This is a genomic window from Paraburkholderia sp. RCC_158 (assembly GCF_041355255.1).
Taxonomy (GTDB): domain Bacteria; phylum Pseudomonadota; class Gammaproteobacteria; order Burkholderiales; family Burkholderiaceae; genus Paraburkholderia; species Paraburkholderia graminis.
Genome location: NZ_JBFUPM010000027.1, coordinates 17,514 through 43,091 on the forward strand (window position 1 = coordinate 17,514; position 25,578 = coordinate 43,091).

A 25,578-nucleotide genomic window follows, 5' to 3' on the forward strand; every position below is an offset into this window, starting at 1 on the left:
AGGCAAGCGCCGCCAGCACGGCGACAACAACGCCTCGCCTCATGAAATTGCCCCGGAATTATCAACGGCTTCATACATGGTTCAGGCTGTCTCGTCGGTGTAAGCCACAAGACGCCAGCGCGCATTGGTCCGGTAAATGCGCATGCCGAGCAGCGCGTCGAGTCCCGGAATGGGCCGGGGATTCTTCATCGCGAGTTGCGGCATCGTTTCGCCTTTTCTGAAACGGCATGTCGCTTCGAGATTCCGGTCTGCCCAGCGCCCGTCGCTCCAGATGCCGTCCTGCGGACATACCGCGCCCGTGGACACCACCGTGCCGAGCGGCACGCGTTCGGCCTCTGCGGTTTTGGCGGGCGCGAGTGGCAGCCCTGTCGCCGGGTCGAGATTCTTCTCACGCGCCAGTTTTGCAACGAGCGATTCGGCAGGCTTCTGCGGCGGCTTGGCCGCGTCCTGTTCCTTCTGCCACTGGAACGTGCCGTCCCATGTGGGCAGTTGCGCCGGCGGCAGCGGCACGATCTGGTCGACATCGGGGACTTTCGGATTCAAACCTTCGTTGTCGTCGAGGAATTTGCGGATCGCTCTGTAGCGGCGCGAGCGTTCGGGATCATTCTGAAGAGCAAGGTAGTTCAGGCGATCGTCCGATGGTGGGCCCTTGAAACCGTCTTCCATAAACGACGCGGCCATGCTGTCTCCCGCCATGACGCCCTGCTGGAAAGCCTTGACTGCTTCGCCGTAGAATTTTTCTGCCGCACGACCATCGGCGAGGGAGGTCGCGGCCTTGCCATGTCCCTGGTCGGCTGCACACCGGTACATTTGCAGCGCAACCTCCGGTGCGGCGTCGACTGGGAACAGTTTCTCCGCGAGGTAATACTGCGCATCTGCACTACCGAGATCCGCCGCCTTGCGGAAATAGCGCAAGGCCGTCACGCTATCCTGCTTCAGCCCGTAGCCGAGTTCGAGGTAATGCGCGATGTCGTAATAGCCGCCCGGCACGCCCTGTTTCACCAGTTGCACCGCCAGATCGACCGCCTCTGTCTGTGCGTTAGGTGAATCGGCCAATCCCGTCGACACCAGCGCCTGAAGGTTGGTGTTGGCCTTGTAGTGATCGTGGGCTGCCGCGATCCGGTAATACCGCGCGATATCGCTGACGTCCTTCGGGCCGTCCTGCTTTTGCAGCCAGCGGGCGTATTTGAACAACTGGTCCGCATCGGAATCGAGCGGCGGCAGGTGGTCGGCCTCATGCACACAGGTAAAGGCGAGATTTGCGCGCACCGCGCTCAGGTCAGGCAGTGAAGTCAATGGGTTCTCCTTTGTGCAGGCGCAGGCAAGGCTCGCCAGCAGGACGACAAGAATGCCTCGTCTCATGGTTCAGTCTGCATAAGTGCGCTCGGCGGAGGTACGCAGGAAGCCCACAAGGGACGCCATTGGGGCCTGCTTCAAGCCTTGGTACTTGGTGTTCCGGGAAATGATCTTGCTCCACTGCGTGTACGCCTCCGGAATGTCGTCCTGCGCGCCCAGATCGTTCGTATGAAGCGCCCACAACTGCTTACGCAGAGCGCGCGTCGCTCCGCCGTGCTCATGGCAGATATTCAGTTCGCTGTCGACTTCCATGCTGCGTCGGTTGACGTTGGCCGAGCCGTGCGTCGTAAACACGTCGTCGACAATCATCAGCTTCTGGTGGATGTAGACGTAATCCCACGCCTGACCTGCCGGCGTATCCGGGGCGACCAGGGTACAGACCAGCACTTTCATGCCGGGCATATCCTGCGGCGGCACGAGATCCCCGTCCTTCGTCAAGCCGTCCGCGCTGACGCTCGCCGTCCGGCGTTGCTCCTGCCTCGTCTGCTCGAGTTTCTGCTGTAACTCGCTCTGCCGGGCCTGTCCGTCCTGAAGGTAGTTGGCCAGCCCTTGCATATGCGAGAAATCCGCGCCCTGCATCATCGCGCGCTTGCTGGCGGCCTGTTCGTCGGCGAGCTGCTTCTCCAACGCCTGTTCCTGCTGCGCAAGCTGGTCGTTCCTCTCCAGTTTCTCGATACCGGGCATCCGGTCGCCATATCCGAGCGCATCGAGCATCTGGTAGGTGCTGACCGTCCCGAGGCCGATGCCGTCATCGTTCGAGTTCGTGATCACGAACAGATAGACGACGCCGTGCTTCGCGGGATTGCGTCCGCCCGCTATCTGCGCGTTGACGTTCTTCCGCAGCTTGTCCGCCACGGGCATGTAGCGGAAATACTGGTTTTCGATATACACAAACTTCGTCGTGTTGTTCACCGCCTGGAGGTACAGCGCTGAGATGTCCTTGGTGGCGTCCTTGCTGCCCTTGCCGTTCTTGCCGAACTGTGACTGCGTGCGCACAATCTGCGCCATGACCGGCGTACCGTTTTTCGGGTCGCGGCGCAGCGTCAGTCTGCCAGCCAGTGCCGCCCGAGCGTGAGTCAGGTTCTGGCCGGTTGCGTCGTCCCAAGCCTGGCAGAAGTTACGGTTCAGGCAGTCGAGGATCGGCCCCGTTACCTTGGCGGACATGTCTTGTCTGGGATGAAGGCCGTTGCGCCCCATCCGCGGCGCCTGCCTCAGGTAGGTGTGGTCGTCCCTGTCCCAGTATTCGTCAAGCGTGTTGTGCCCCATCACGAACCCGATTGCCTGTTCCGGAACCTCGTAATCGACAAGCACCATCTTCTGGTGATGCGAGGGCTCAGCCGTCATCGCCGCAGTGTTGACATCTCTAAGCTTGGGATCGCCGTGCGGGCCGCTCATCCACGTCCGCCATGCGATTTCAGCGCGTTCCCTCAGATCGAAATCGCGCGTGGCGAATTCGATGTTCTTCAATGGCTTCAACGCGCCCGGCAATGCGCCGAGTACCGCCGCGGTGGTAGACTTTGCCTTCGACAACGGATTAACTCTCGTCTCGGCTGAAGTCCGCGTCACATTATTCAGGTTAGCTCGTCGGTACCAGAGCTGATCGAACTCCTGCTGGGCACGGGTACGGCCGTCGCTTGCGGCACCCGCCAAGCCGAATATTCCGTGGTTACCAGGCATCATGTCTTCCGAGAAGGAAGCCACGTGCAGCGAATCGCTCCAGACCAGCAGCCGGATCTTGATGCCGGGTTTTTCGAGCCCCTTGAATTCGAGCAGTTCACCAATTGACGGCGAACCGTGCGCATCGCCGCCGCGTCTGAAATACATCGACGGCTGGAAACCCCAGCACAAAATATCGATGCTGTGCTCCGCCTGCCGTATCGCGTCGAACACAGCCCCAAATGCCGCCTCGCCGTTCACGAGCGGAAGGTACGTTGCGGGCGCAGGGTTGTATTCGGTGTTCTGAACAAACCACGGGGACGGGACCGTTGCACTGCGGGTGCTGGACAGCGCGACCGGAACGGTACGGGATTGTTGTTTTGTCATTCAGACGTCCGTATCAGGGTTGAGCAGCTTGTTGTAACTCGTGCGGTGTTCCGCGCGATCGACCGCCCCAGCAGCCGTTCCGGGCCGGCCTTGGTGAAACGGAATGCCCTGATTGGCGAGTGCACCGTTGTCAGCGTTGCCCCGGTATTCTTCCGCAGCGGGAATCGTGTAGCTGACGCCGTTCGCGAGCTTCAGCGAGTATTCCTGCGTCGTGGGATGGTGATCGATCTGAAGCAGCCCGGTTTCATCGAATACACCCTGCTTAACCAGCGCGCCGCCAGCGAAAAGCTTGTAGGGCATGCCGGCCGACATAGCTGCTCTCGTCGCCGGCGATCCCGCTGTATTTACCGTGAACGGCACGGTCGGCAGACCGGCCAGCGAAGGATGGTTCAAGTCGAGCGGCATGTTCAGCGACGCTTTCCCCTTCTTCTGAACGGTAATGGTCTTGATGAACAGATCGAGCGGCCCGCCCAGGGTGATGCTGCCGTCCTTCAACTGGATGAACGCGCCGCCTGACTCGAGCGTGAGCTCCTTCTTCGCGACGATCCGCACTGTGCCGTTGACGCTTGCCATCGTCAGGTCTTGTGCGGCTAGCAACGACATGGCATCGCTCTGTGCCTGCACTTCAACCGGGCCTTTGGCCGCAAAAATCTTCACGCCGAGCTTCTGCGCGAACAGTGAGATCTTCTCGCCCGCTGCAACCGTGAAGCGTTTCGCCACGCTCCAGTCGGCGTTCTTGCCGGCAACGGTTGAGATACTTTCCTGCGCCGAAAACTGCACGCCGCCGCCCGCGACAATGCCAGCCGATGCAGGTGTGCTCATCAGCAGTCCCGGCTTTTTCAGGCCGTCGAAATCCTCCTTCATCTGCTGCTGTGCGCCCGTGTCGGCAGGCTCGGCCTTCGCGCTGCTGGCGGACGCAGCGAGGGCCTTCGCCATCGCCAGCGCGCTTTCCAGCTGCGCAATGGTTTCCTGCATGTCGAGCTGCTTGCGGCTCGCGCCGGGGCGGTCATAAGTCGTGACCATGATGCCCTTGCCCGCGCGCAGCGCCCCCCAACCCGATGACCTTAGCTCATAGCCTTCGCCCCGATATTCGAGCTTGCTGTTGACGAGGTAACCAAGATTGAGTTGCGACTTGCCCGAATGCTCGGTGCTCAGCTTGATGCCTTCCTGGCCCGCCCAGTCTTCCATGCGCAGCTTGTTGTTCGCCTGCGTGCGGATCATGTTGCGTGAGAGCCAGCGACGGTCATTCGTCACCAGGTCGCGCGCCTGGCTGTGATGGTGGAACGCGGTGATTTCGGGCTTGTCAGGATCGCCGTCCCGGAAGGCAATCACGGCCTCGTCGTTGTCCAGCGCGACGAAGTGCATGCCGGTTTGCAGCTTGCCCGCGAACGGCTTTGCAAGCCGCAGCGGTACGCTCTCAGCACCCTTGGGCCAGTTGCCGAAGTCGGCATCCAGACGGACGATGTAATAGCCCGCGGCATTCAGATAGCCGTAGGTGTATTTGTCCGGGCTGCAGATACGGGCGCTGAGCGTGCCAGAAATGCGGGCCCATTTGTCGGGTTCAAGCTGGAGCCGGAAACGCCGGTCGGCGGGGATCGCCTTGTAGCTGCTCGAATACGACGCATCGCGCGCGCCGCTGTGCGTGACCTCAATGATCACCTGGCCTTTCGGCGCGTCGGGCAGGACAATATCCGTCTCCAGCGCGCTTGCGCACTGCAACGCGAGTACGTTGCTTTCGCCCTCGTAAATGACCTGTCGAGCGATGGCCGCTTCGTGGCGCAACTGCGCTTCCCACTTGGCGCCCGCCTGGTCGAGATGATGCGTGCCGTAGATGTGGGGCTGTCCGTAGGTCGTGGAATCGCCAGGCGCCACGTTAGCGGAATCCCGGTATCGCTCCCATGCTGACTCAGGGTTATAGTCCGCAACCATGAACGACTGCGGCACTGTCTCTGTGTGAGTCTTCAGTGTCGTCACCGCCTCCACGCCGCCCGCTTCGAGACCGGCCGCTTCGCGGTACGACACGATCCGCCGTGGATCGTCGTAGAGGTAATGATCGATGTCATCTGCAAAGACGATCTGGTCACCGTATTCCGTTTCCACGATAAAACAGTAGATCCCAGCCTTCTCCATCAGCATGTGGACATAATCGAAATCCGTCATCTGGTGCTGGAAGCGCCACAGATGAGCCGGATACTGACGGCGCAGACGGAACGATGTCTGGTGATCCCGGATGCCATGACGGCGCAACACCGCCATGAGTATCTGCGGTGTGGCGACGCGCTGGTAGACCTGCGTGTCCGTAACCGCTTGGAGCCGTCCGAAGTGCGACTTCAGAACGAATTCGTAGCGGACATAGTCCTTCGTGGTCTGCACCGTCGAGAAGCGTTCGATGTACCCGGAAAACTTCCGCAAGGCGCCATCGTCGGCCACCACGGAGAAGCAGGCGTCAAGGTTCAGATAGTCAGCCCGTGCAAGCTGCTGCGGGTGGGTCAACTCGATGCGCACCTCGGTGGGCGCGCCCATCTTCTCGGTTGCCGTGAACGACACGACCGACAGCGCCGCCGCGCTGTCCGTGCCAGGTACGTCGAGAAAATATGCCTGGCGCCCGGTTATGGCACGCAGCGCGTCTTGCAGGTCTGCCATGACCCGGCCTCCTTGCTGATTGTGGGAGACGCGGCCGGGTACATGAGGACTGCAAACGTCAGGCTGGCCGCGATCTGGAGCCATTTCAGCTCTTCACGCGTTTTTACCTGGCGGGGTGATTCACTTCAATCAGATGTGTCTGAAAGTCCGTAGTCTGTTGTCAAACGGAAAAGGGCGACCGAAGTCGCCCTGTCGCCAAAGAACTGTCATGGACCGAATAGCGTCGCCCAACAACCTCAAACCACCCTCGCCCCCACCCGCCGATTATCTGCACGCATGAATGAACTGTGCTCAACAACCGCCCCAAACAGCAACCCGATCGTCGCCCACATAATCGCCTGCATGCCAAGCGCGGCCACGCGGAATTTCCACAGCAGCGCTGCCGGAAAACCCGCAGGAACTTCATCGATAACCGGCATCGACACCTGCACAACGGCAATGATCGCGACGAAGACAAGTCCCGCCACAATCGATCCGTTCCATGCACCGAGCTTGATGGCCGCGCGGCGTCGGACCTTCAGCGAAAAGACCAGCGCTGTCAGCGAGATCGCGATCATCAGAAAGAAGAGTCCCGTGCGCGGTCCGATCGTCGCGGGGTCGCCGACCGCGGGCGGATTCGCCGGATACTTGATGTTCGGAACGATCACCAGCGCGACGAATGCGCCAAGCGCGAGCCACGCCGACAACGCGCGCGCACTCATCGGGCCGACTCGCCCGTAAGCGTAGGCAAACACGAGCGAGAACAATCCGCCGAACGCCGCGCCGTACACGACCACGCCGGTCAGCAATCCCAAACCGGCTTGCGTATCGCGACTGACGAGTTCCTCCTCATGTGCATGCTGGTGCTCATCGGCATCGGCAGCAGCAGTAGCCGCACCCGCATGTTCATGCTCATGCCCATGCGCTGAGCCACCCGCCTCGCCAGCCTTCTCTTCGAACGCAATCGCCTGATTGACCTGCGGCTCGCCCACCACTCGGGCGAACGCGAACGTGACGAGTCCTGCGGCGATGCCTGCAAGCATGCCGCGCAACAACAACTTACCGACCATGCTCTGCTCCGTTAGTGGCAGGGAAAGCCGAGCAGATGGCGGCCGTCGTGCACGAACTCATGCACGTACATGCCAGGCACGAGAGACGTGGCGCCCTGTTCCGCGCCGACGAAGTACAGCGCGAGCAGCAACAGCAATCCGCCGAACACGGCCCAGGGCAACAATTCGCGCAGCGGAATCGGCGCGGGCTGAACGGCGGGCTCGCGAGCGGGATCGAAAACAGCTTCAGTCATGAAGGACATCTCCTGGGGTAACGCGCCCCGTAGTCGATTGCAGAGGAATGGTGCGAAGCTCAGGTCTGGCTTTCGGCTTGCGATGCCGATTACAGTGGCGCGACCGCGCCGGGCTCTCACCGGCTTCCGCGCTTCGCAGTCCGGCTATTCTACGCGGTAAACTTCGGCGCCAGCTAGCGCGGACTGACGCGCGCGCATATTGAATGGAACGCGAAAAATGAACCTTCGGCTGCTGCTGATCAGCCATGCGCCAACCGCGGCCATGCGCGCGGGCCGCTTTCCCGCCGACGATCCACTCGACGCTCGCGGCCTCGCTGACGCGCAAGCCGCGCAAGCGCGCTTGTCGCATCTATCGCATCTGGCCGCGTTCAACGAAGCGCCCGCTTTTGTCAGCCCGGCCGCTTGCGCCCGCGATACGGCCTCGGCCCTGGGTCTCAACGCGAAGGTGGACGCAGCGCTCGCCGATATCGACTATGGCAACTGGACAGGCCGGCGCCTTGCCGACCTCGCGGCGCAAGCGCCAATCGACCTAACCGCATGGATGCGCGATCCCGACGCCGCCCCGCACGGCGGCGAGTCATTCAGTCAGGCAGTGAAGCGCATCGGCGAATGGCTCGACACGCTCGACGTTGCGCTCCACGATGCACAAGGCAAAGCGTCAGGCAACGCGCGCGACGTCATCGCCGTCACCCACGCAGCGATCATCCGCGCCGCTGTCATACATGCGTTGAGCGCCTCGCCGGCCATCTTCCCTCGCATCGAAATCGCACCGCTAACAGTGGTCGAACTGCATCGCTCGGAACAACGCGGCTGGACATGGTGGCCCGCATCGTCGTGAGTCTCCCAGAACACACATCGTCATTTACCCGATACCGATAAACGCAGCTTTCCCGATCCCGCAGACGTCAACGTGATCTGCGTGCGCCTCGCCGGCGCACCAAGATAAAAATGCTGACGTCCCGGCGAATTCTGATCGTGCGTCGCGTCCGGCAGGCATGAAGCAATGTCGGCGGCGACCGCTTGCAATGCGTCCGCGCTCGACCCCGCATCGCGATGCGGCGTCCACATGCACTGATAGCTTCCCCGCGCCGCCGAGCATTGCGCGTCGTCGCCATACGGTTGCGCGACGCCCTTGCCGTCGTCCGGCGAAAGCGCAGTGAATCCGTCCGGCGCCGCGGCCACGATCCGCTTCAACGACGAACACGGGCTCGGCGAATCATCGGCACTCGCGCGATACGGCGTGAGGCTTGCGAGTAACGCGACAGCGAGCGTGCTGATGAACAGCGTGCTGGTTTTCATAGCGGCGCGCGTCCTTGAAAGTGGCTGATGGATTGCGCCAAAGCAGCAGGCTTCGTGCCCTCGCGGCGAAGCAAAGCGAATGCACCCTGCAAATAGGCATGCAACTTGCATCCTGGCGATACCGGCTGACCGAGCCCGGTTTATTCATTGACGCCACGACTACGCCATGTCAAACGACGCGAACAATCACACGCCTAAACGCCTTTGCTCGGGAATCGACGGGATCGACGACGTGCTGGGAGGCGGCCTCACGCCGCACCGCATGTACCTCGTCGAAGGCGCGCCGGGTACGGGTAAAACTACCCTGGCATTGCAATTCTTACTCAAAGGCGTTGAGCAAGGCGAGGCAGGTCTGTACATTACGCTCTCGGAAACGCGTTCCGAGTTGATCTCGGTCGCGGACAGTCACGGCTGGGATCTCGGCCGCTTCCACATTCTCGAGTTGCTTTCCGACGAAGGCCTCGACCCGCAATTCGAGCAGACCGTGCTGCATCCGGCTGAAGTGGAACTCGGCGAGACTGTGCGCAACGTAATCAAGCAAGTCGAAGAACTCAAGCCCGCGCGCATCGTGCTCGACAGTCTCTCCGAGTTGCGGCTGCTGTCGCAGAACACGCTGCGCTATCGTCGGCAGATCCTTGCGTTAAAGCGCTATTTCGCCACGCGCGCATGTACGGTGCTGCTGCTCGACGACAACACATCCGATCCGTCCGACGTTCAATTGCATAGCATCGCGCACGGCGTGATCTCGCTCGACAACGTCGTGCACGATTACGGCGGCAACCGGCGGCGCATGCGCATCGCGAAGATGCGCGGCATCAAGTTCCGCGAGGGCTATCACGACTTCTCGCTGGACACCGGCGGCATCAAGGTCTATCCGCGGCTCGTCGCGGCCGAACATCACGCGGACTTCGACACGCAGACGGTGAGCACCGGCACGACCGGTCTCGACGTGCTGCTCGGCGGCGGCCTGATACCCGGCACCAACGCGCTGATCGTCGGCCCCTCGGGCGTGGGCAAAACCACGACCGTGGTCTCGTGCCTCATCGCGGCTCTCGAGCGAGGCGAGCGCTGCGTCTACTACGTGTTCGACGAAACGCTCGTCACGCTGATCGCGCGCTGCACGACGGTCGGCCTGAACCTGCAGCCCTATGTCGAAAGCGGGCTGCTCACGTTGCGTCAAATCGATCCCGCCGAAATCTCTCCCGGAGAATTCGCGAGCGACGTTCGCATGTCCGTCGAGAAAAAAGGCGTGAAATATGTCGCGATCGACAGCCTGAATGCATATTTGCAAGCGATGCCGGGCGAACGCTACCTGCTGCTGCAAATGCACGAACTGCTCGGTTATCTCAACCAGCAAGGCGTTATCACGATGCTCGTGCTGGGGCAGCACGGCATCATCGGCGAAATTCAGACCGACATCGACATCAGCTATCTGAGCGACGTGGTCGTTCTGTTCCGTTACTTCGAGCACCACGGCGAAGTCCTGACCGCCGTGACCGCCGTGAAGAGCCGTGCGAACGCGCACGAACGCTCGATCCGCCAGTTCAGGCTGTCGAACAACGGCGTGGAGGTGGGCGAAGCGCTGCGCGACTTCGAAGGCGTGCTCTCCGGGTTGCCGTCTTATAGCGGCAGCACCGCGCTGCTCGGTGCGACCGATCACCTCATCGATACGTCGCGGCAGTAAGCTCATGGAGCAACGCGTCCTGATTCTCGCGCCGTTTGGCCGCGACGCCGATGTCATTGCCGAAGTCCTGAGCAAGGACAAGCGGACGTGCGTCGCCTTTAGCGATGCGGACGCGCTGACCGAAGCGCTCGACGCCGGCGTCGGCACCGCGCTGATTGCCGAAGAAGCGCTCGCCGACAGCCGTGCAACGCGCCTCTTCGAGTGGCTCGAACATCAGCCCGCATGGTCCGACTTGCCGTTTATCCTGCTCGCGGCGACGCGCGTCGGTCATCGGTCGGCACGCGGGCTCGAAGTGCTCGAGCGGCTGGGCAATGTCGTCGTGCTTGAACGTCCGCTGAACTCGGAGACGCTGCGGCGAGCCGTGGCGTCGGCGCTGCGGGCGCGCGCACGGCAATACGAATCGCGCCGCCATCTCGCCGAACGGATCGAAGCACAAGAAGCATTAGTCCAGCTAAACGATTCGCTCGAAAGCCGGATTGCCGAACGTACGCATGAACTCGCTTCGGCCAACAACCGGCTGATGATGGAAATCCACGAGCGCGCGAAGGTGCAGGCCGTGCTCGTGCAATCGCAGAAGATGGAAGCGCTCGGCCAACTCACGGGCGGGATCGCGCACGACTTCAACAATCTGCTGAACGTCATCATGGTCAACTCCGAGTTGATCGCGCGCGTGAGCGGCGACGAGCGCATTCGCGGCATGGCCGCGACCGTCAAGCGCGCGACCGAACGCGGCGCCAAACTCACGGGCCAGTTGCTCACGTTCTCGCGCAACAGCAACCTCGACCTGAAGGCCGTCGACGTGGTCACGCTGCTGCAAGGCATGCGCGACATCATTACCGTGTCGCTGGGATCGGGCATCAGCTACAGCAACGACTTCGAACGCAAGGAGATGTGGACGCACGCGGACGCGAACCAGCTCGAGCTTGCGGTGCTGAATCTCGCGATCAACGCGCGCGATGCGATGCCGGGCGGCGGCGAGCTCAGCGTGCGCGTGAAGGAGCGCACTGCGCCCGACCAGACACTCGCCGAGGGCCGCTATGTCGTGATCGAAGTCGCCGACACGGGCGCGGGCGTGCCGCCCGACCTCGTCACGCGCGTGTTCGATCCGTTCTTCACGACGAAGCCGATCGGCAAGGGAACCGGCCTCGGCCTGAGCCAGGTGTACGGCATCGCGCGCCAGGCCGGCGGCACCGCGCGGCTTTTCAGCCAGGAAGGCGTCGGCACCACGGTCGAACTGTGGCTGCCGCTACGCGAGCGCGTCGCGCCGCAGAATGCCAAGGCTTCCGATACCGAAGCGAACGCCGTCGGCGAAAAGCGCGTGCTCGTGATCGAAGACGACAGCGAGGTGCGGGCCATGCTCGTCGAGTCGCTCAAAATGCTCGGCTACAACGTGACGGAAGCCCCCGACGGCCGCGCCGGACTCGCCCGTCTGACGGACGACAACCCCGACCTGCTGATGGTCGACTTCGCGATGCCTGGCATGAATGGCATCGACGTAATCGCGGAAGCGCGTAAGATGCGCAGCGATCTGCCGGTGATTCTCGCAACCGGTTACGCCGACGTCGATATATCCGGTCTTTCGGTGGAGCGCTGCACGGTGTTGCGCAAACCTTTCCAGCTCGACGATCTCGCGCGGACCGTCCGGCTCGGATTGATTGGCTGATAAAAACGCCCGCTTCAGCCGGCGCGCAGAAAATTTTCCAACTACATTGCTTGGCTAACGATTGTCTGACAGTGCAGCGTAACGCGCCATGATCTACCCCTCCCTTCGCGACTGGCTCTTCTCGGTCAAGACGTTTGCCGCCGCGATGATCGCGCTGTACATCGGCCTCGCACTGCAATTGCCGCGGCCTTACTGGGCGATGGCGACGGTCTACATCGTGTCGAATCCGTTCGTCGGCGCGACACGCTCGAAGGCGATTTATCGTGCGCTCGGCACCGCGCTCGGCGCGTCGGCGGCCGTGCTCCTCGTGCCGCCCTTCGTCGAATCGCCGTATCTGTTCAGCGTGGTCCTCGCGCTGTGGGTCGGCACCCTGCTCTTTCTCGCGATCTCGGATCGCACGGCGCGCAGCTACGTGTTTCTGCTCGCGAGCTATACGCTGCCGATCATCGCGCTACCCGCGGTCACGAATCCGGCAGGCGTGTTCGATCTTGCGGTGAGCCGCACCGAAGAGATCACGCTCGGCATCGTCTGCGCGAGCATCGTGGGCAGCGTGGTGTTTCCGAGCCGGCTCGCGCCGACCATCATCGAGCGGACGGATGCATGGTTTCGCGACGCCGCTTTCTACTCGACGGAAACGCTGTCGGGCCGCATTGCAGGCGCGGCGATTTCCGGCGCGCGGCAGCGGCTCGCGGCGACCATCAACGGTCTGGAATTGCTGCTCAGCCAGCTCGCCTACGATCACACGCGCCCTGACCTTCTCACGCGCGCGCATGAACTTCGCGGACGCATGCAGTTGCTGCTGCCGCTCATGTCGGCGCTCGCCGATCCGCTGATCGCGCTTTACAACGCAGGCAGCCACAAGTGGCCGGAAGGGCTCGAGGCGCTGCTCGCCGACATCGTCAAATGGTTCAATGCGCCGCTGCCGGCCGCGAGCGCGGGCCATCACGCGGACCCGGCCGCGAATGCGCTGCGCGAACGCATTGCCGCGATGCAGCCGCCGCCCGAGGCACTCACCACCTGGGACGGCGCATTGCTGTCGAGCGCGTTGTGGCGCATGAAGCAGGTGATCGACGTCTGGGAGGACTGCCGCTCGCTGCGCATCATCATCACGCGTGAAGAAGGCTTGTGGCGGCCGCGTTTTCGCCATTGGCGGCTCGGCGGCACCGAGCGCTTTTTCGACCGCGGCATGATGCTGTTCTCGACCGGCTCAACCGCGGCCGCGGTGATTCTCGCGTGCAGTCTGTGGATCGCCTCGGGTTGGGCGGACGGCGCAAGCGCCGTGACGCTCGCGGCGGTCGCCTGCTGCTTCTTCGCCGCACTCGACGAACCCGCGCCGATGGTGTTCCGCTTCTTCGTCGCGACCGCGATCAGCGTGCTGGCCGCAGGTGTCTATCTGTTCGCCGTGTTGCCGCACGTGCATGACTTTCCGATGCTCGTGATCCTGTTCGCCGCGCCGTTCATTCTGGTCGGCACGCTGATTCCGCGCCCGCAATTCAATATGGTCACAGTGCTCGTCGCCGTGAACACGGCCACGTTCATCAGCATTCAGGACGCGTACGACGCCAACTTTCTGACCTTCCTCAACAGCAACCTCGCGGGCCTCGCGGGACTTCTTTACGCTTATCTGTGGACTCGCGTGACGCGGCCGTTCGGCGCCGAGCTCGCGGCGGCTCGCCTGCTGCGCTCGAGCTGGAGCGATGTCGCGTTGACGGCATCCACGCGGCCCATCGAAGACCCGCGCAATCACGCCGCGCGCATGCTGGATCGTCTGATGCAACTGATCCCACGGCTCGCCGCGACCGACGACCATCGTCATCCTTCCATCGAAAGTTTTCGCGATCTGCGCATCGCGTTCAATTCCCTCGATCTGCGCCGTCTCACGCGCAAGCTCGGCGGCGAGGCGCCGGCCGCGATCGAGCAGGTGCTCGACGGCGTGCGCGGCTATTACGAAAGCTGCGTGAACCGCCACGCGCGCGAGCCCGTGCCCGCGAGCCTGATGTCGTCGATCGATTCGGCCGTCGCGCGCGTCACCGCGCAAGGACTCGCGGATGCCGGCACGCCCGACGCGACCGCGCAAACCTCGGCACGTCACTTGCGCGACGCGCTGCACGCGCTGATCGGCTTGCGTCTCTCGCTCTTTCCGGCCACGCTGCAAGCCGCAACGCCACCCGCGCAGGAGGCAAGCGCCTGATGCGCCGTTCAACCCCTTGGCCCCATTCCCACGATGATCGGTGAAATAGACATCTTCGGCGTATTCGTGCCGGCCGTGCTCGTGCTGATGCTGGTCGCCTATCTGATCAATCTCGCGATTCGCGCGGTGCTCGCGCGCGTCGGCTTTTACCGCTTCGTGTGGCATCGCTCGATCTTCGATCTCGGCATCTATGTGCTGGTGCTGGGCCTTGTCGTCGTCGTTTCGCACAGACTCGTTTCGTGAAATCAACGTGAAAAAAACCTGGTTCTCCGTCGGTCAGATCGTGCTGACCCTGATCGTCGCCGTGGCCGCGGCGCTCGTGCTGTGGAAGCTGATCGGCTACTACATGTTCGCACCGTGGACTCGCGACGGACACGTGCGCGCCGACGTGATCCAGGTGGCACCGGACGTGTCGGGGCTGATTTCATCGGTAGATGTAGTGGACAACCAGCAGGTCAGGCAAGGCCAGGTGCTGTTCGTGATCGATCACGCCCGCTACGCGCTCGCGCTGCGTCAGGCGCAGGCCACCGCGCAGCAACGGCGCGCGACGCTCGACCAGGCGCGCCGCGAAGACGTGCGCAATCGCAAGCTCGGCAACCTCGTCGCCGCCGAAGTCGCGGAAGAGAGCCGCTCGCGCGTCGACCAGGCGGAAGCGGCGCTGGCGGATGCGAACGTCGCGATCGACACGGCGAAGCTGAATCTGCAACGCGCGACGATCGTGAGCCCCGTCGACGGTTATCTGAACGATCGCGCGCCGCGTGCCGGCGAATTCGTCGCGGCGGGACGCGCGGTGCTGTCGGTGGTGGACATGCACTCGTTTCGCGTCGACGGCTATTTCGAGGAGACGAAGCTCGGCGGCATCCACATCGGACAGCCGGTCGACATCAGCGTAATGGGCGAGCCGCAGGTGCTGCGCGGGCATGTGCAAAGCATCGTCGCGGGCATCGAGGACCGCGACCGCACGCAGGGCACGAATCTGCTGCCCAATGTGAATCCCGCGTTTAGTTGGGTGCGGCTCGCGCAGCGCATTCCAGTACGCGTCGCGCTCGATGAAGTTCCGCCCGATTTCCGCATGATCGCCGGGCGCACCGCTACCGTATCGGTGCGCGAGCTGGCGGAGGCGCGCGCCGCGCGTCCCGCGCAGGCTTCGGAGGCGTCGAGTGTCTCCGCAACACCGCCCGCGACTGCCGCGGCGACTTCGGGCGCCTCGCAATGAAAGCGTCTCGCTTCGTGGCGTTTTTGCGCCTGCCTTTGCGCGCGTTCGCGCTGGTTCCGCTCGCCGCGTTGCTCAACGGCTGCATGAATGTCGGCCCGAACTACTCGCTGCCGAAAGACGCACTCGTGAACGCGCCGCTCGCGAATGCGCCGATCGAAGGCGCGGACTCCGCGCTCACGTCACACGCCGACGTGCCCGCGGTGTGGTGGAAGCTGTACGACGATCCGGTGCTCAACGGTCTCGTCGACGAAGCGCTGCAATCCAATACCGACTTGCGCGTCGCCGCCGCGAATCTCGCGCGCTCGCGCGAGGCGCTCGGCGTGGCTCAGGCGCAAGGCGGCTTTTCCGGCAAGACGTCGGCAGTGTTTGAGCGCGCGCAGGAATCGGCCGAACAATACCTGCTCACCGAGAAACTGCCGGTCGTGAACGAAGGCGACGTCGGGATCAGCGTCGCGTATGAAATCGATCTGTTCGGCAAGCTGCGGCGCGGCGTGGAAGCGGCGCAGGCCGACGCCGACGCCGTGCAGGCCGCGGGCGATCTCGCGCGCATCTCAGTGGTCGCCGACGTGGTGCGCGCCTACGTCGAGCAATGCTCGGCCGCCGAGGAACTGAAGATCGCGCAGCAGTCGCTCGCGTTGCAAAGACAGCGCGTGGATGTCTCGCGGCGTCTGCGTGACGTGGGCCGCGGCAATCAGACGGAAGTCACGCGCGGGCAAACCCAGGTCGATACGTTGTCCGCCGATATTCCGCGCTACACCGCGCGTCGCAAGATCGCGCAATACCGGCTCGCGGCATTGCTCGCGCGCGCACCGTCCGACTTGCCGCCCGCGGTTCTCGCCTGCGAGAAGCTGCCGCAAATCCGTCAACCGATTCCCGTCGGCGACGGCGCCGCGCTGCTGAGGCGCCGGCCCGACGTGCGCGAAGCCGAGCGTCAACTGGCGGCATCGACGGCGCGTATCGGCGTTGCGACCGGCGCGCTGTATCCGACCGTGAGCATCGGCGCATCGGCGGGTTTGACGGGCGTTCTCGAAGATCTCGGCACGTCGCCGACAGCGCGTTGGGGCTTCGGTCCGCTGATCAGCTGGACGTTCCCCGCCAACGGCGCGCGCGGCCGCGTGCGCGAAGCGCAGGCGTCGAGCCAGGTCGCACTTGCGCGCTTCGACGGCGTCGTGCTGACCGCGTTGCGCGAAACGGAGACCAGCCTTGCCACCTATGCATCGGACTACGCTCGCACGGAAGCGCTACAGGCCGCGCTGAAATCCGCGGCGCAATCCGCGGACGAAACGCACCGGCTGTATCGCGCGGGCCGCGAGTCGTTCATCTCCGATCTGGACGCGACGCGCACGCTGACGTCGACGAAAGCGCAAGTCGCAGCGGCTGAAGGTCAGGTGGCGATCGACCAGGTGAATCTGTTTCTGGCACTCGGCGGCGGGTGGGAGCGGGATGGGCAAGCTGCGGCTGGGGTGGCGGGGGCTTCGGCTTCGACACCGGCTTCGGCTTCGGCACGGACATCGGCAGCAAAAACCCAAGCCCCGTAGCCGCATCACCCGACCTTACGTTTTATTTTTGAATAACTTTCTTTTGCCTTTCATTTGCGGTTAAATACCTGGCACTCACCACACGTTACGAGGCCAAGGTATGTCGTCATTCATGAAAAGCGCAGCAGCATTGGGCGGATGCATCGGCATCTTCACGGCGGTCGTGGCCATCGTCGAAATTCTGGCAGGCTAAGCCCGTTGCTCGCTCGCGAAGCGCCGGCTTGCGCTACGCAGGCCGGCGCTTCGCCGCTTGATGAATCGCGGCGCGCACCCGCGGATACGTGCCGCAACGGCAGACGATATTGCTCATGGCCGCGTCGATGTCGGCGTCGCTCGGATGCGGCTTCTGTTTGAGCAGCGCGCAAGCGGCCATCAGTTGCGCGCTTTGACAATAGCCGCACTGCACGACATCGAGATCGATCCACGCGGCCTTCAGTGCCTGCGCTTCGCCGCCTTGCAACCCTTCGATGGTCGTGATCTTCTGCGTCGTCAAATCGGACATGGGCGTCCGACACGACAGGCGCGCGTTGTCGTTCAGATGCACCGTGCAGGCGCCGCAAATGCCGACGCCGCAGCCGAACTTCGTGCCCGTCATGCCGAGCTCGCAACGCAGCACCCACAATAGCGGCATGTCCGGCTCGACTTGCACGGCCACCGCGCGTCCGTTGATGTTGAGCGCTGCCATATCGGTCTCCGGCTTCAGGTGAACTTCAAAGGCAACGTACGCAGTCGCTTGCCGGTCAGTGCAAACACTGCATTGGCAACAGCCGGCGCGATTGGCGGCACGCCCGGTTCGCCGACGCCTTGCGGATGCAACTGGCTCGGCATGATGTCGACTTCGATGATCGGGCAATCGTTGATCCGCACAACCGGAAAGTCGACGAAGTTCTTCTGCTCGACCTGGCCGTTGACGATCGTGATCTCGTCCTGCAACGCGGCCGAGAGGCCGAATACGATTCCGCTCTCCATCTGCTGACGAATCAGATTCGGATTCACCGGCAAACCGCAATCGATGACACATACCACGCGGTGCACGCGAATCATCCTGTGCGGTCCAATCGATACCTCCGCGACCTGCGCGACCACGCTGCCGAACGCCTCATGAAGCGCGACGCCACGCGCGCGCGGAGCGCCATCGGCGGCAGGCGTCAACGGATGCGTCCAGTCGGACAATGCAGCGACTCGTTGCAACACCGCCAGATGCCGCGGATGCTGCGCAAGCAGTGCGCTGCGAAACACAATCGGGTCCTGGCTGGTGGCGGCGGCGATCTCATCGGTAAAGCTCTCGGTGAAGAAGGCCTGATGCGAGTGGCCGACCGAACGCCAGAAGCCCACCGGCACGGGCAAGTCCACGATCTTGTGCGCGACGCGCGCCGTGGGCCACTCGTAGGGCTGATCGAACGCGCCTTCGGCTGTCGTCTTGTCGAGCGGAATGCGCGGCGCGCCGTAATAACGCGCGAGCGCTTCGGGCACGATGGCCTGACTCGCGGACGCGCTGTGCCACGCGACGAGCTTGCCGTTATCGTCGAAGCCCGCCTTCAGGCGCGATACGCATGCGGGGCGATAGAAGTCGTGCGTAAAGTCCTGCGCGCGCGACCATAGCGTTTGCACCGGACGTCCGCCGGCCTCGCGCGCGATCGCGGCGGCCTGTGCGATGTAATCGGTTTCGAGGCGTCGCCCGAATGCGCCGCCGAGCAACTGCGCATGCACATGAACCTTGTCGTCGTCGATATGCAGCACTTTGGCGACGTGCCGCCGCGCGAGCGCGGGCGTTTGCGTCGATACCCAGACGGTCGCCGCGCCGTCCGCGACCTGCACGGTGCAGTTGAGCGGCTCGACCGCGCCGTGCGCGAGATACGGCGCGTGATATTCAGCCGTGATGGTGCGCGCCGCGCCGCTTAGCGCATCGTTGATGTCGCCGCGGCGGTAGTACGCGTGGCCGTCCCCGTCGTCGAGGGCGAGCGCGAGGCGGCGCTCCGCTTCCGCGCTCGAAAGCGTGGCCGCGGCGCCATGCTGCCATGTCACTTTGATCGCGTCGACGGCGTTGGTCGCGCGAAATGGATTGTCCGCGATCACGGCGACGCCGCCCGTGCCGCCCGCATACGGCGCGAAAGCGAGCGCCTTCACGAAGCCGCGCATTCGCTGCGCCGCGCTCGCGTCGAAGCTCGCAACCGTGCCGCCGAGCGTCGGACACATCACGACACTCGCGTAGAGCAGGCCGTCGGGCAACACGTCGATGCCGAATCGCGCGCTGCCGTTGATCTTCGACGCGGCCTCGATGCGGCGCAACGGTTTGCCGATCAGCGTGAAATTCGCGGGGTCTTTCAACGCCACCTTGCGAGGCAGCGGTTGTTGCGCCGCCATCGACGACAACTCGCCGAAGCTCGCCTTATGTCCCGACGGATGCGTGACATACCCGCCTTGCGTCACGCACTCGCCGGGCGCGACGTGCCATTGCGCGGCGGCCGCGCCAATCAGCATCGCACGCGCCGAGGCGCCCGCTTCGCGCATGGGCGTCCACAGGTCGTTGATGCTCGACGAGCCGCCGGTCATCATCGTGCCGGCTTCACGCGTGAGCTTGCGCGTGTACCAGACGACCGCGCGCTTCGTGATGCTGTCGTGATCGGGACGAAACGGCAGATCGTCGATGACGTTCTGCACGCTGTTGTAGATGTTGTCGATCGGCGCGTCCTCGACACGCACGCGCGACCAATCGGCGTCGAGTTCTTCGGCAAGCAGCATCGCGAGACCGGTGTGAACGCCCTGGCCCATTTCCGCCTTGCTCATCATGATCGTCACGCTGTTGTCGGCGGCGATCTTGACCCAGCCGTTGAGCGCCGTTTGCGTGCCTTCGACGGGTAACGGCGCGTCGGTCGTGAGACGCTGCCGCGCCGGCAGCACGGACCAGCCGACCAACAACGCACCCACCGCGCCGGCGCCGCCGATGACGAAGGTTCTGCGCTTCATGATGAATGGCCCATCGGCTTGCCCGCCGGTAACAAGCTGCAAGGGCGCGATGCGCGCCCTGCGTCCCCACGCAATATTAGTAAGACGGAGGAACGGCCGCGGACTTAAATTCGTCGGATGAAGCCGTGCGCGCGCGGGGCGGGCGCGAGGGGCACGCTAGCGAGGCGGACCGCCTGGCTAGCGTGCCGTGGGGCGTTTCATTAAATGTGCAGAGCGTGCGGCTTTGCTCTGCCGTGCTTTGGTCAACAGGCTCAGCGCCGGTTCGAGCCCGACACGACATCGATCCATACAGCCAGCACCAGAATGCCGCCCTTCACGATCATCTGCCAGTAGGCATCGACGTCGAGCATCGACATGCCGTTGTCGAGACTCGCCATCACGAGCGCGCCGATCAATGCGCCGTAGACCGTGCCCGAGCCGCCGCGCATCGACGTTCCGCCGATAAAGCACGCGGCAATCGCGTCGAGTTCGCCCATCGAGCCCGCCGACGGCGATCCTGCGGCCAGGCGCGCCGTGTTCACGATGCCGGCGAACGCGCACATCAATCCCATCAGCGCGAAAATGGCGAGCTTCACGCGATTCGTGTTGACACCGGACAGGCGCGTCGCTTCGAGATTCGATCCGACTGCGTAAATGCGTCGGCCAAAGACGGTTTGCGTGGCGACCCAGGTAAAGATGCCGAGCAACGCGAGCAGCAGAAGAACGGGCACCGGAATGCCGCCGTAACGATCGAGCGTCGCCACGAAGCCCGCGAGAATCGCGCCCGCGCCGACCACTTTTGCAACGTCCTGCCAGACCGGCACCACGCTCAACTGATAGCGCTCGCGATTGCGGCGCTGACGTATCGTCAGAAACGCGAGCAATATAAACAGCACGACGGCAAGCGTATCGCCGGCCAGTTTCGGCAGATAGCCCTGGCCGACGAACACGAAACTGTCGGAGACCGGCGCGATGGTCGAACCGCCTGTCACGCCGAGCAGAATCCCGCGATACGCGAGCATGCCGCCGAGACCGACAATGAACGACGGCACGCGCCGGTATGTCGACCACCATCCGTTGAAGAGGCCGACGAGCACGCCGAGCAGCATCACGGCGGGCAACGTGACGCCTATCGGCCAGTGACGGTTGACGTCGAGTATCGCGGCCACGCCGCCGAGCAGACCGAGCAGCGATCCGACCGACAGATCGATCTCGCCCGCGATGATCACGAACACCATGCCGCACGCGAGCATGCCGGTGATCGACATCTGCCGCAGCAGGTTCGACAGATTGCGCGGCGTCACGAAGGCGCCGTGCGTGAGCACCGAAAAGAAAATCCAGATCGCGGCCACGGCAATCAGCAGCGCGAGAATCTTGTAGCGCGCGAACAGTTGCTGAACGCGTTGCGGACCGCCGAATGCGCCTCGCGGCGCAGTATTGTCGGCGCGTTGGGAAGTAACGTCGGGCGTCATGCTGCACTCGCTGCGGTTGGGTTCGGGACTCGCTGCACGGGACGGATCGCGGCGCTGAGAATGTCTTCCTGCGTGAGGCCGTCGTTGACGAAATCGCCGCGCAATTCGCCCTCGCCGATCACGAGCACGCGGTCGCTAATGCCGAGTACTTCCGGCAATTCGGACGACACCATCACGATCGACATGCCGCGCTGCGCCAGTTGAAAAATGAGTTTGTAGATTTCGAATTTCGCGCCGACGTCGACGCCTCGTGTAGGTTCGTCGAGAATCAGTACTTTGGGATCGGTCAGCAACATGCGCGTGAGCACGGCTTTCTGCTGATTGCCGCCGGAAAGGCTCGCTATCGACAACATCGGATGAGCGGCGCGCACGGAAAGCCGCTTCATTTCCGTATGAATCGTGTCTAGCTCGGCCGCCGAATCGATGCGTCCACCCGATGCAAAGCGCTGCAGCACCGCGAGCGTGATGTTGTGGCCGACGCTCAGGCCCGGCACGATGCCGTGGCGCTTGCGATCTTCCGGCACCATGCCGATGCCCGCGCGAATCGCATCGATAGGCGCGCGAATTTTCACGGGCTTGCCTTCCATGACGACCGTCGCTTCGCTCGTGCCGGGATAGGCGCCGAAAATCGCCTGCATCAATTCCGTGCGCCCCGCGCCGACGAGCCCGGCCACACCGAGAATTTCGCCGCGCCGCAACGCGAACGACACATCGTTGACGCGCTTGCGGCGCGGATTCGTCACGTCGAAACAGGTGACGTTGCGCGCTTCGAAAACGACGTCGCCAATCGGATGCGGTTCGCGCGGGAACAGGTTCTTGATCTCGCGTCCGACCATCAGCGAAATGATGCGGTCTGTCGTCAATGCGTGCATGGGCTCGGTGGCGACATGGCGTCCGTCGCGAATCACGCTGATCGTGTCGCAAACGGCGGCGACTTCGTCGAGCTTGTGCGAGATGTAGACACAGGCCACGCCGCGCCGCTTCAGATCCCGCACGATGTCCAGCAGAATGGCGATCTCCGAGGAAGTAAGCGACGACGACGGTTCATCCAGAATCAGCAGCTTCGCGCGCTTATTGAGCGCCTTCGCAATCTCGATCAACTGCTGATGGCCGCCGCCATAGTTCATCACCGGTTGCGCCGCATTGATGCCCTGAATGCCGAGCTCGCGCAGCAATTCGTCCGCGCGCTGATACATCGCGGCGTAATTCATGCGGCCGCCGGGCAGCGTGATTTCATTGCCGAGAAAAATGTTCTCGGCCACCGACAATTCGGGCACCAGCATCAATTCCTGGTGAATGATGATGATGCCGGCGCGCTCGGTGTCGCGTATGCCCGCTGCTTTCAGCGGCGTGCCTTCCCAGGTTATTTCGCCATCCCAGGTACCGTGCGGATATACGCCGGACAGTACTTTCATCAGCGTCGATTTGCCTGCGCCGTTTTCGCCGCACAAGCCGACGCACTCGCCCGGCGCGACCGTCAGGTCGATTCCGTCGAGTGCTTTCACGCCTGAAAATGCCTTGACGATGCCGCGCATCGTCAGTAACGGTTGCGTCATTCGCTATGCCTCGCTGCAAGGCGCGCGATCGCGCCGATACGCGACAGCCGTATCGGCGCAAACCGCGCGCGCGTTACGCTCATTGGCTCGCGAGCTGGGCCTGGGTATAGAAGCCGTCCTTGACGACTACATCGACGTTGCTCTTGGTGAGCAACGTAGGCTGCAGCAGCACCGTGTCGACTTTCTTCTTGCCGTTGTCGTACTGCGCGTTAAACGCGGGCTTCTCGCCCTTCGCCAATGCAACCGAGAGCTTGGCGGCTTCGCCGGCAATCAGCTTCAACGGCTTGTAGACCGTCATGGTCTGCGTGCCCGCAATCACGCGCTTGACCGCGGCCAGGTCCGCGTCCTGACCCGACACCGGCACCTTGCCCGCCATGTGCTGCGCGGCGAGCGCCTGGATCGCGCCGCCTGCCGTGCCGTCGTTCGACGCGACGATGGCGTCGATCTTGTTGTTGTTCGCGGTCAGCGCGTCTTCGACGATGCGCAGCGCCGTGGATGCGCTCCACTCCGGCACCCACTGCTGGCCCACCACTTTGATGTCGCCCTTGTCGATGGCGGGCTTGAGTACCTTCAACTGTCCTTCGCGTAGCATCTTGGCGTTGTTGTCGGTCGGTGCACCGCCGAGCAGGAAGTAGTTGCCCTTCGGTTGCGCGTTAAACACGCCTTGTGCCTGCAATTCGCCGACCTTTTCGTTATCGAACGAGATATAGCCGTCCACGTCGGCGTCCAGAATCAGGCGGTCATACGACACGACCTTGATCCCCGCTTTTTTCGCTTCGGCCACGACGTTGCCAAGCGTCTTCGAATTGAACGGCACGATCACGATCACATCCACGCCGCGCGAGATGAGGTTCTCGATCTGCGAGATTTGCCGCGCCTCGCTGGCGTCGGCGGATTGCACGGATACTTTCGCACCGAGTTTTTCCGCAGCAGCGACGAAATAGTCGCGATCGCGCGACCAGCGCTCGACGCGCAGGTCGTCGATACAGAAGCCGATTTCAGGGTGATCCTTGCTTGCGTGCGCAAGCGGCGCGATAAGCGAAAGGCTCGCCAACACCGCTCCACATACGAGCGAACTCAATACAGTACGACGCGTTGCGAATTTCATCTCTGTCTCCTTCTTCTGATAGCCGGAATTCCGGATTGGACGGCCTGCGCTGCGAGCCGCAGGTCCGGACAAGCGACAACCCAAAGCTTCTTTTTATGCGCGCGAGTTGCACCCGCGCGCTTTCTTCATTTGCAACGATGATGCCCTTTAGCGTCCGCTATAAATAGCCTGATTCACGATGTTTTCCATGCGCTCCTGGTGGCCGCTTGCATGCTGCGGATTGAGGTCGCGCGACAGTGCGTCTGCGGCGAGTGTCGACAGCGAGTAGTCGCCGGAAAGAATCTTGCGGCCAAAATCAGCGTCCCAACCGGCATAACGCTCACGCTTGAATTGACCGAGACGGTCGTTTTCGATCAATACGGCCGCGCGTTCGACGGCGAGCGCGAGGTTATCGATTGCGCCAACGTGGCCGTAAAAGAGATCTTCCGGATCGACGCTTTGCCGCCGCACTTTCGAGTCGAAGTTCATGCCGCCTGTCGTGAAGCCGCCGTGGCCCAGGATTTCGTAGAAGGCGAGCGTCAGTTCTTCCACGCTATTGGGGAATTGATCCGTGTCCCAGCCGTTTTGCGGGTCGCCGCGATTGGCGTCGACGCTGCCGAAAATACCGAGCGCATAGGCCGTCGCGATCTCGTGATGAAACGAGTGGCCCGCAAGCGTCGCATGATTCGCCTCGATATTCACGCGAATCTCTTTCTCGAGACCGTATTGCAGCAAAAAGCCGTGGACGGTAGCGACATCGTAATCGTATTGATGCTTGGTCGGCTCTTGCGGCTTAGGCTCGATCAACAGAGAACCTTTGAAGCCGATTTTGTGTGCGTGGTCAACGACCATATGCAGGAAGCGCGCGAGTTGATCGCGTTCGCGCACGAGGTCGGTGTTAAGCAGCGTGTCGTAACCTTCGCGCCCGCCCCACAATACATAGTTATCACCTCCGAGCCGTTGCGTTGCGTCGAGCGCATGGCGCACCTGGGTCGCGGCAAACGCGAAGATGTCCGGGTTTGGACTCGTCGCGGCGCCGGCCGCATAACGCGGATGCGAAAACAGATTGGCGGTGCCCCATAGCAGTTTGATACCCGTGTCCTGCTGCTTGCGCGCGAGGTAGTCCACTATGCGGGAAAAGTTCTCGCTGTATTCCTTCAGGTTCGCACCTTCGGGTGCAACGTCGGTGTCATGAAAAGTGTAATACGGCGTGCCGAGCTTCGAGAAGAATTCGAACGCAGCGTCTGCTTTCAGATGCGCCATTTCCATCGCGTCGCCCGGTTGCTGCCAGGGGCGCTTGAAGGTGCCCTGCCCGAAAATATCGACGCCCGGCCACACAAACGTATGCCAGTAACACACCGCTATCCGCAGATGTTCTTCGAGCGTTTTGCCGAGCACCTTTTTGCTTTTATCGTAGTGGCGGTACGCAAGCGGATTGTCCGATTGCGGGCCTTCATAACGGATCTCGGGAATATGTTCGAAGTAGGACATCAGCGTCTCCTTCCCATCTAAAGGGATTATGTTGCACCGCAACCCGTGCGACGTGGCGGGGGCGGTCGATAAGGTGACGCCATGCTGCCGCTTGCCGGAGGCATCGGCAAT

At 62.9% G+C, this 25,578-nt stretch carries 19 protein-coding genes and 1 riboswitch; of the genes, 7 read left to right on the plus strand and 12 right to left on the minus strand.

The window, feature by feature from the left end:
- Positions 1–81: 81 nt before the first annotated feature.
- The 5 genes from AB6809_RS31785 to AB6809_RS31805 all read right to left on the minus strand — a co-directional run bounded on the left by AB6809_RS31785 (position 82) and on the right by AB6809_RS31805 (position 7,324).
- On the minus strand, positions 82–1,362 hold the full coding sequence (locus AB6809_RS31785; protein ID WP_371028025.1) for a sel1 repeat family protein: 1,281 nt from the start codon (positions 1,360–1,362) through the stop codon (positions 82–84).
- 3 nt (positions 1,363–1,365) lie between these two features.
- Positions 1,366–3,399 (minus strand): phospholipase D-like domain-containing protein, encoded by a 2,034-nt coding sequence (locus AB6809_RS31790; protein WP_029971580.1) that lies wholly within the window; start codon positions 3,397–3,399, stop codon positions 1,366–1,368.
- Complete coding sequence (locus AB6809_RS31795; protein ID WP_371028026.1) at positions 3,400–6,042, minus strand: type VI secretion system Vgr family protein; 2,643 nt, start codon at positions 6,040–6,042, stop codon at positions 3,400–3,402.
- Positions 6,043–6,278: 236 nt separating this feature from the next.
- Entirely contained in the window at positions 6,279–7,091 is an 813-nt protein-coding gene (locus tag AB6809_RS31800; RefSeq protein WP_029971578.1) for a CbtA family protein, read from the minus strand.
- Positions 7,092–7,102: 11 nt separating this feature from the next.
- Positions 7,103–7,324, minus strand: coding sequence for a CbtB-domain containing protein (locus AB6809_RS31805; protein ID WP_029971577.1), 222 nt, complete (start codon positions 7,322–7,324; stop codon positions 7,103–7,105).
- Between the two features lie 40 nt (positions 7,325–7,364).
- Positions 7,365–7,503: riboswitch (cobalamin riboswitch) on the minus strand.
- Positions 7,504–7,541: 38 nt separating this feature from the next.
- On the opposite strand from AB6809_RS31805, the gene AB6809_RS31810 reads away from it, so the two are divergent.
- Positions 7,542–8,162 (plus strand): histidine phosphatase family protein, encoded by a 621-nt coding sequence (locus AB6809_RS31810; RefSeq protein ID WP_029971575.1) that lies wholly within the window; start codon positions 7,542–7,544, stop codon positions 8,160–8,162.
- 20 nt (positions 8,163–8,182) lie between these two features.
- Here AB6809_RS31810 and AB6809_RS31815 read toward each other — a convergent pair whose 3' ends face one another.
- A complete protein-coding gene (locus AB6809_RS31815; RefSeq protein ID WP_029971574.1) occupies positions 8,183–8,623 on the minus strand; it encodes a hypothetical protein in 441 nt (146 codons plus the stop codon).
- Between the two features lie 166 nt (positions 8,624–8,789).
- On the opposite strand from AB6809_RS31815, the gene AB6809_RS31820 reads away from it, so the two are divergent.
- From AB6809_RS31820 to AB6809_RS31845, 6 genes are all read left to right on the plus strand, one after another.
- A complete protein-coding gene (locus tag AB6809_RS31820; protein ID WP_006047729.1) occupies positions 8,790–10,307 on the plus strand; it encodes an ATPase domain-containing protein in 1,518 nt (505 codons plus the stop codon).
- 4 nt (positions 10,308–10,311) lie between these two features.
- Positions 10,312–11,970, plus strand: coding sequence for an ATP-binding protein (locus AB6809_RS31825; protein WP_029971573.1), 1,659 nt, complete (start codon positions 10,312–10,314; stop codon positions 11,968–11,970).
- An 88-nt stretch (positions 11,971–12,058) separates the two neighbouring features.
- Positions 12,059–14,161, plus strand: a complete 2,103-nt coding sequence (locus tag AB6809_RS31830; RefSeq protein WP_029971572.1) for an FUSC family protein — start codon at positions 12,059–12,061, stop codon at positions 14,159–14,161.
- A gap of 33 nt (positions 14,162–14,194) precedes the next feature.
- On the plus strand, positions 14,195–14,404 hold the full coding sequence (locus AB6809_RS31835; RefSeq protein ID WP_006047726.1) for a DUF1656 domain-containing protein: 210 nt from the start codon (positions 14,195–14,197) through the stop codon (positions 14,402–14,404).
- 7 nt (positions 14,405–14,411) lie between these two features.
- Complete coding sequence (locus tag AB6809_RS31840) at positions 14,412–15,377, plus strand: HlyD family secretion protein (protein ID WP_029971571.1); 966 nt, start codon at positions 14,412–14,414, stop codon at positions 15,375–15,377.
- Positions 15,374–16,915: an efflux transporter outer membrane subunit gene (locus tag AB6809_RS31845; RefSeq protein ID WP_371028027.1), complete on the plus strand. Its 1,542-nt coding sequence runs from the start codon at positions 15,374–15,376 to the stop codon at positions 16,913–16,915. Before AB6809_RS31840 ends, AB6809_RS31845 begins: the two co-directional genes overlap by 4 nt.
- A gap of 226 nt (positions 16,916–17,141) precedes the next feature.
- On the opposite strand, the gene AB6809_RS31850 is transcribed toward AB6809_RS31845, so the two are convergent.
- From AB6809_RS31850 to xylA, 6 genes are all read right to left on the minus strand, one after another.
- A complete protein-coding gene (locus AB6809_RS31850) occupies positions 17,142–17,600 on the minus strand; it encodes a (2Fe-2S)-binding protein (RefSeq protein WP_029971568.1) in 459 nt (152 codons plus the stop codon).
- Positions 17,601–17,614: 14 nt separating this feature from the next.
- Positions 17,615–19,882: a xanthine dehydrogenase family protein molybdopterin-binding subunit gene (locus tag AB6809_RS31855; protein ID WP_307260883.1), complete on the minus strand. Its 2,268-nt coding sequence runs from the start codon at positions 19,880–19,882 to the stop codon at positions 17,615–17,617.
- A gap of 251 nt (positions 19,883–20,133) precedes the next feature.
- A complete protein-coding gene (locus AB6809_RS31860; RefSeq protein ID WP_006047720.1) occupies positions 20,134–21,333 on the minus strand; it encodes a sugar ABC transporter permease in 1,200 nt (399 codons plus the stop codon).
- Positions 21,330–22,889 (minus strand): D-xylose ABC transporter ATP-binding protein, encoded by a 1,560-nt coding sequence (xylG, locus tag AB6809_RS31865; protein ID WP_307260881.1) that lies wholly within the window; start codon positions 22,887–22,889, stop codon positions 21,330–21,332. Before xylG ends, AB6809_RS31860 begins: the two co-directional genes overlap by 4 nt.
- A 79-nt stretch (positions 22,890–22,968) precedes the next feature.
- Positions 22,969–23,997, minus strand: a complete 1,029-nt coding sequence (xylF, locus tag AB6809_RS31870) for a D-xylose ABC transporter substrate-binding protein (protein ID WP_029971564.1) — start codon at positions 23,995–23,997, stop codon at positions 22,969–22,971.
- Between the two features lie 147 nt (positions 23,998–24,144).
- The gene (gene xylA / locus AB6809_RS31875; protein WP_006047717.1) at positions 24,145–25,467 is read right to left on the minus strand and encodes a xylose isomerase; all 1,323 of its coding nucleotides are present in this window, start codon (positions 25,465–25,467) and stop codon (positions 24,145–24,147) included.
- Positions 25,468–25,578: the final 111 nt, after the last annotated feature.

Bases quoted from the DNA above. Each gene is read 5' to 3' on its own strand.
- xylA (WP_006047717.1), bottom strand. From the start codon at position 25,467: ATGTCCTACTTCGAACATATTCCCGAGATCCGTTATGAAGGCCCGCAA.
- xylG (WP_307260881.1), bottom strand. From the start codon at position 22,889: ATGACGCAACCGTTACTGACGATGCGCGGCATCGTCAAGGCATTTTCA.
- xylF (WP_029971564.1), bottom strand. From the start codon at position 23,997: ATGAAATTCGCAACGCGTCGTACTGTATTGAGTTCGCTCGTATGTGGA.
- AB6809_RS31825 (WP_029971573.1), top strand. From the start codon at position 10,312: ATGGAGCAACGCGTCCTGATTCTCGCGCCGTTTGGCCGCGACGCCGAT.
- AB6809_RS31820 (WP_006047729.1), top strand. From the start codon at position 8,790: ATGTCAAACGACGCGAACAATCACACGCCTAAACGCCTTTGCTCGGGA.
- AB6809_RS31845 (WP_371028027.1), top strand. From the start codon at position 15,374: ATGAAAGCGTCTCGCTTCGTGGCGTTTTTGCGCCTGCCTTTGCGCGCG.
- AB6809_RS31815 (WP_029971574.1), bottom strand. From the start codon at position 8,623: ATGAAAACCAGCACGCTGTTCATCAGCACGCTCGCTGTCGCGTTACTC.
- AB6809_RS31850 (WP_029971568.1), bottom strand. From the start codon at position 17,600: ATGGCAGCGCTCAACATCAACGGACGCGCGGTGGCCGTGCAAGTCGAG.
- AB6809_RS31860 (WP_006047720.1), bottom strand. From the start codon at position 21,333: ATGACGCCCGACGTTACTTCCCAACGCGCCGACAATACTGCGCCGCGA.
- AB6809_RS31785 (WP_371028025.1), bottom strand. From the start codon at position 1,362: ATGAGACGAGGCATTCTTGTCGTCCTGCTGGCGAGCCTTGCCTGCGCC.
- AB6809_RS31800 (WP_029971578.1), bottom strand. From the start codon at position 7,091: ATGGTCGGTAAGTTGTTGTTGCGCGGCATGCTTGCAGGCATCGCCGCA.
- AB6809_RS31830 (WP_029971572.1), top strand. From the start codon at position 12,059: ATGATCTACCCCTCCCTTCGCGACTGGCTCTTCTCGGTCAAGACGTTT.
- AB6809_RS31835 (WP_006047726.1), top strand. From the start codon at position 14,195: ATGATCGGTGAAATAGACATCTTCGGCGTATTCGTGCCGGCCGTGCTC.
- AB6809_RS31810 (WP_029971575.1), top strand. From the start codon at position 7,542: ATGAACCTTCGGCTGCTGCTGATCAGCCATGCGCCAACCGCGGCCATG.
- AB6809_RS31805 (WP_029971577.1), bottom strand. From the start codon at position 7,324: ATGACTGAAGCTGTTTTCGATCCCGCTCGCGAGCCCGCCGTTCAGCCC.
- AB6809_RS31855 (WP_307260883.1), bottom strand. From the start codon at position 19,882: ATGAAGCGCAGAACCTTCGTCATCGGCGGCGCCGGCGCGGTGGGTGCG.
- AB6809_RS31795 (WP_371028026.1), bottom strand. From the start codon at position 6,042: ATGGCAGACCTGCAAGACGCGCTGCGTGCCATAACCGGGCGCCAGGCA.
- AB6809_RS31790 (WP_029971580.1), bottom strand. From the start codon at position 3,399: ATGACAAAACAACAATCCCGTACCGTTCCGGTCGCGCTGTCCAGCACC.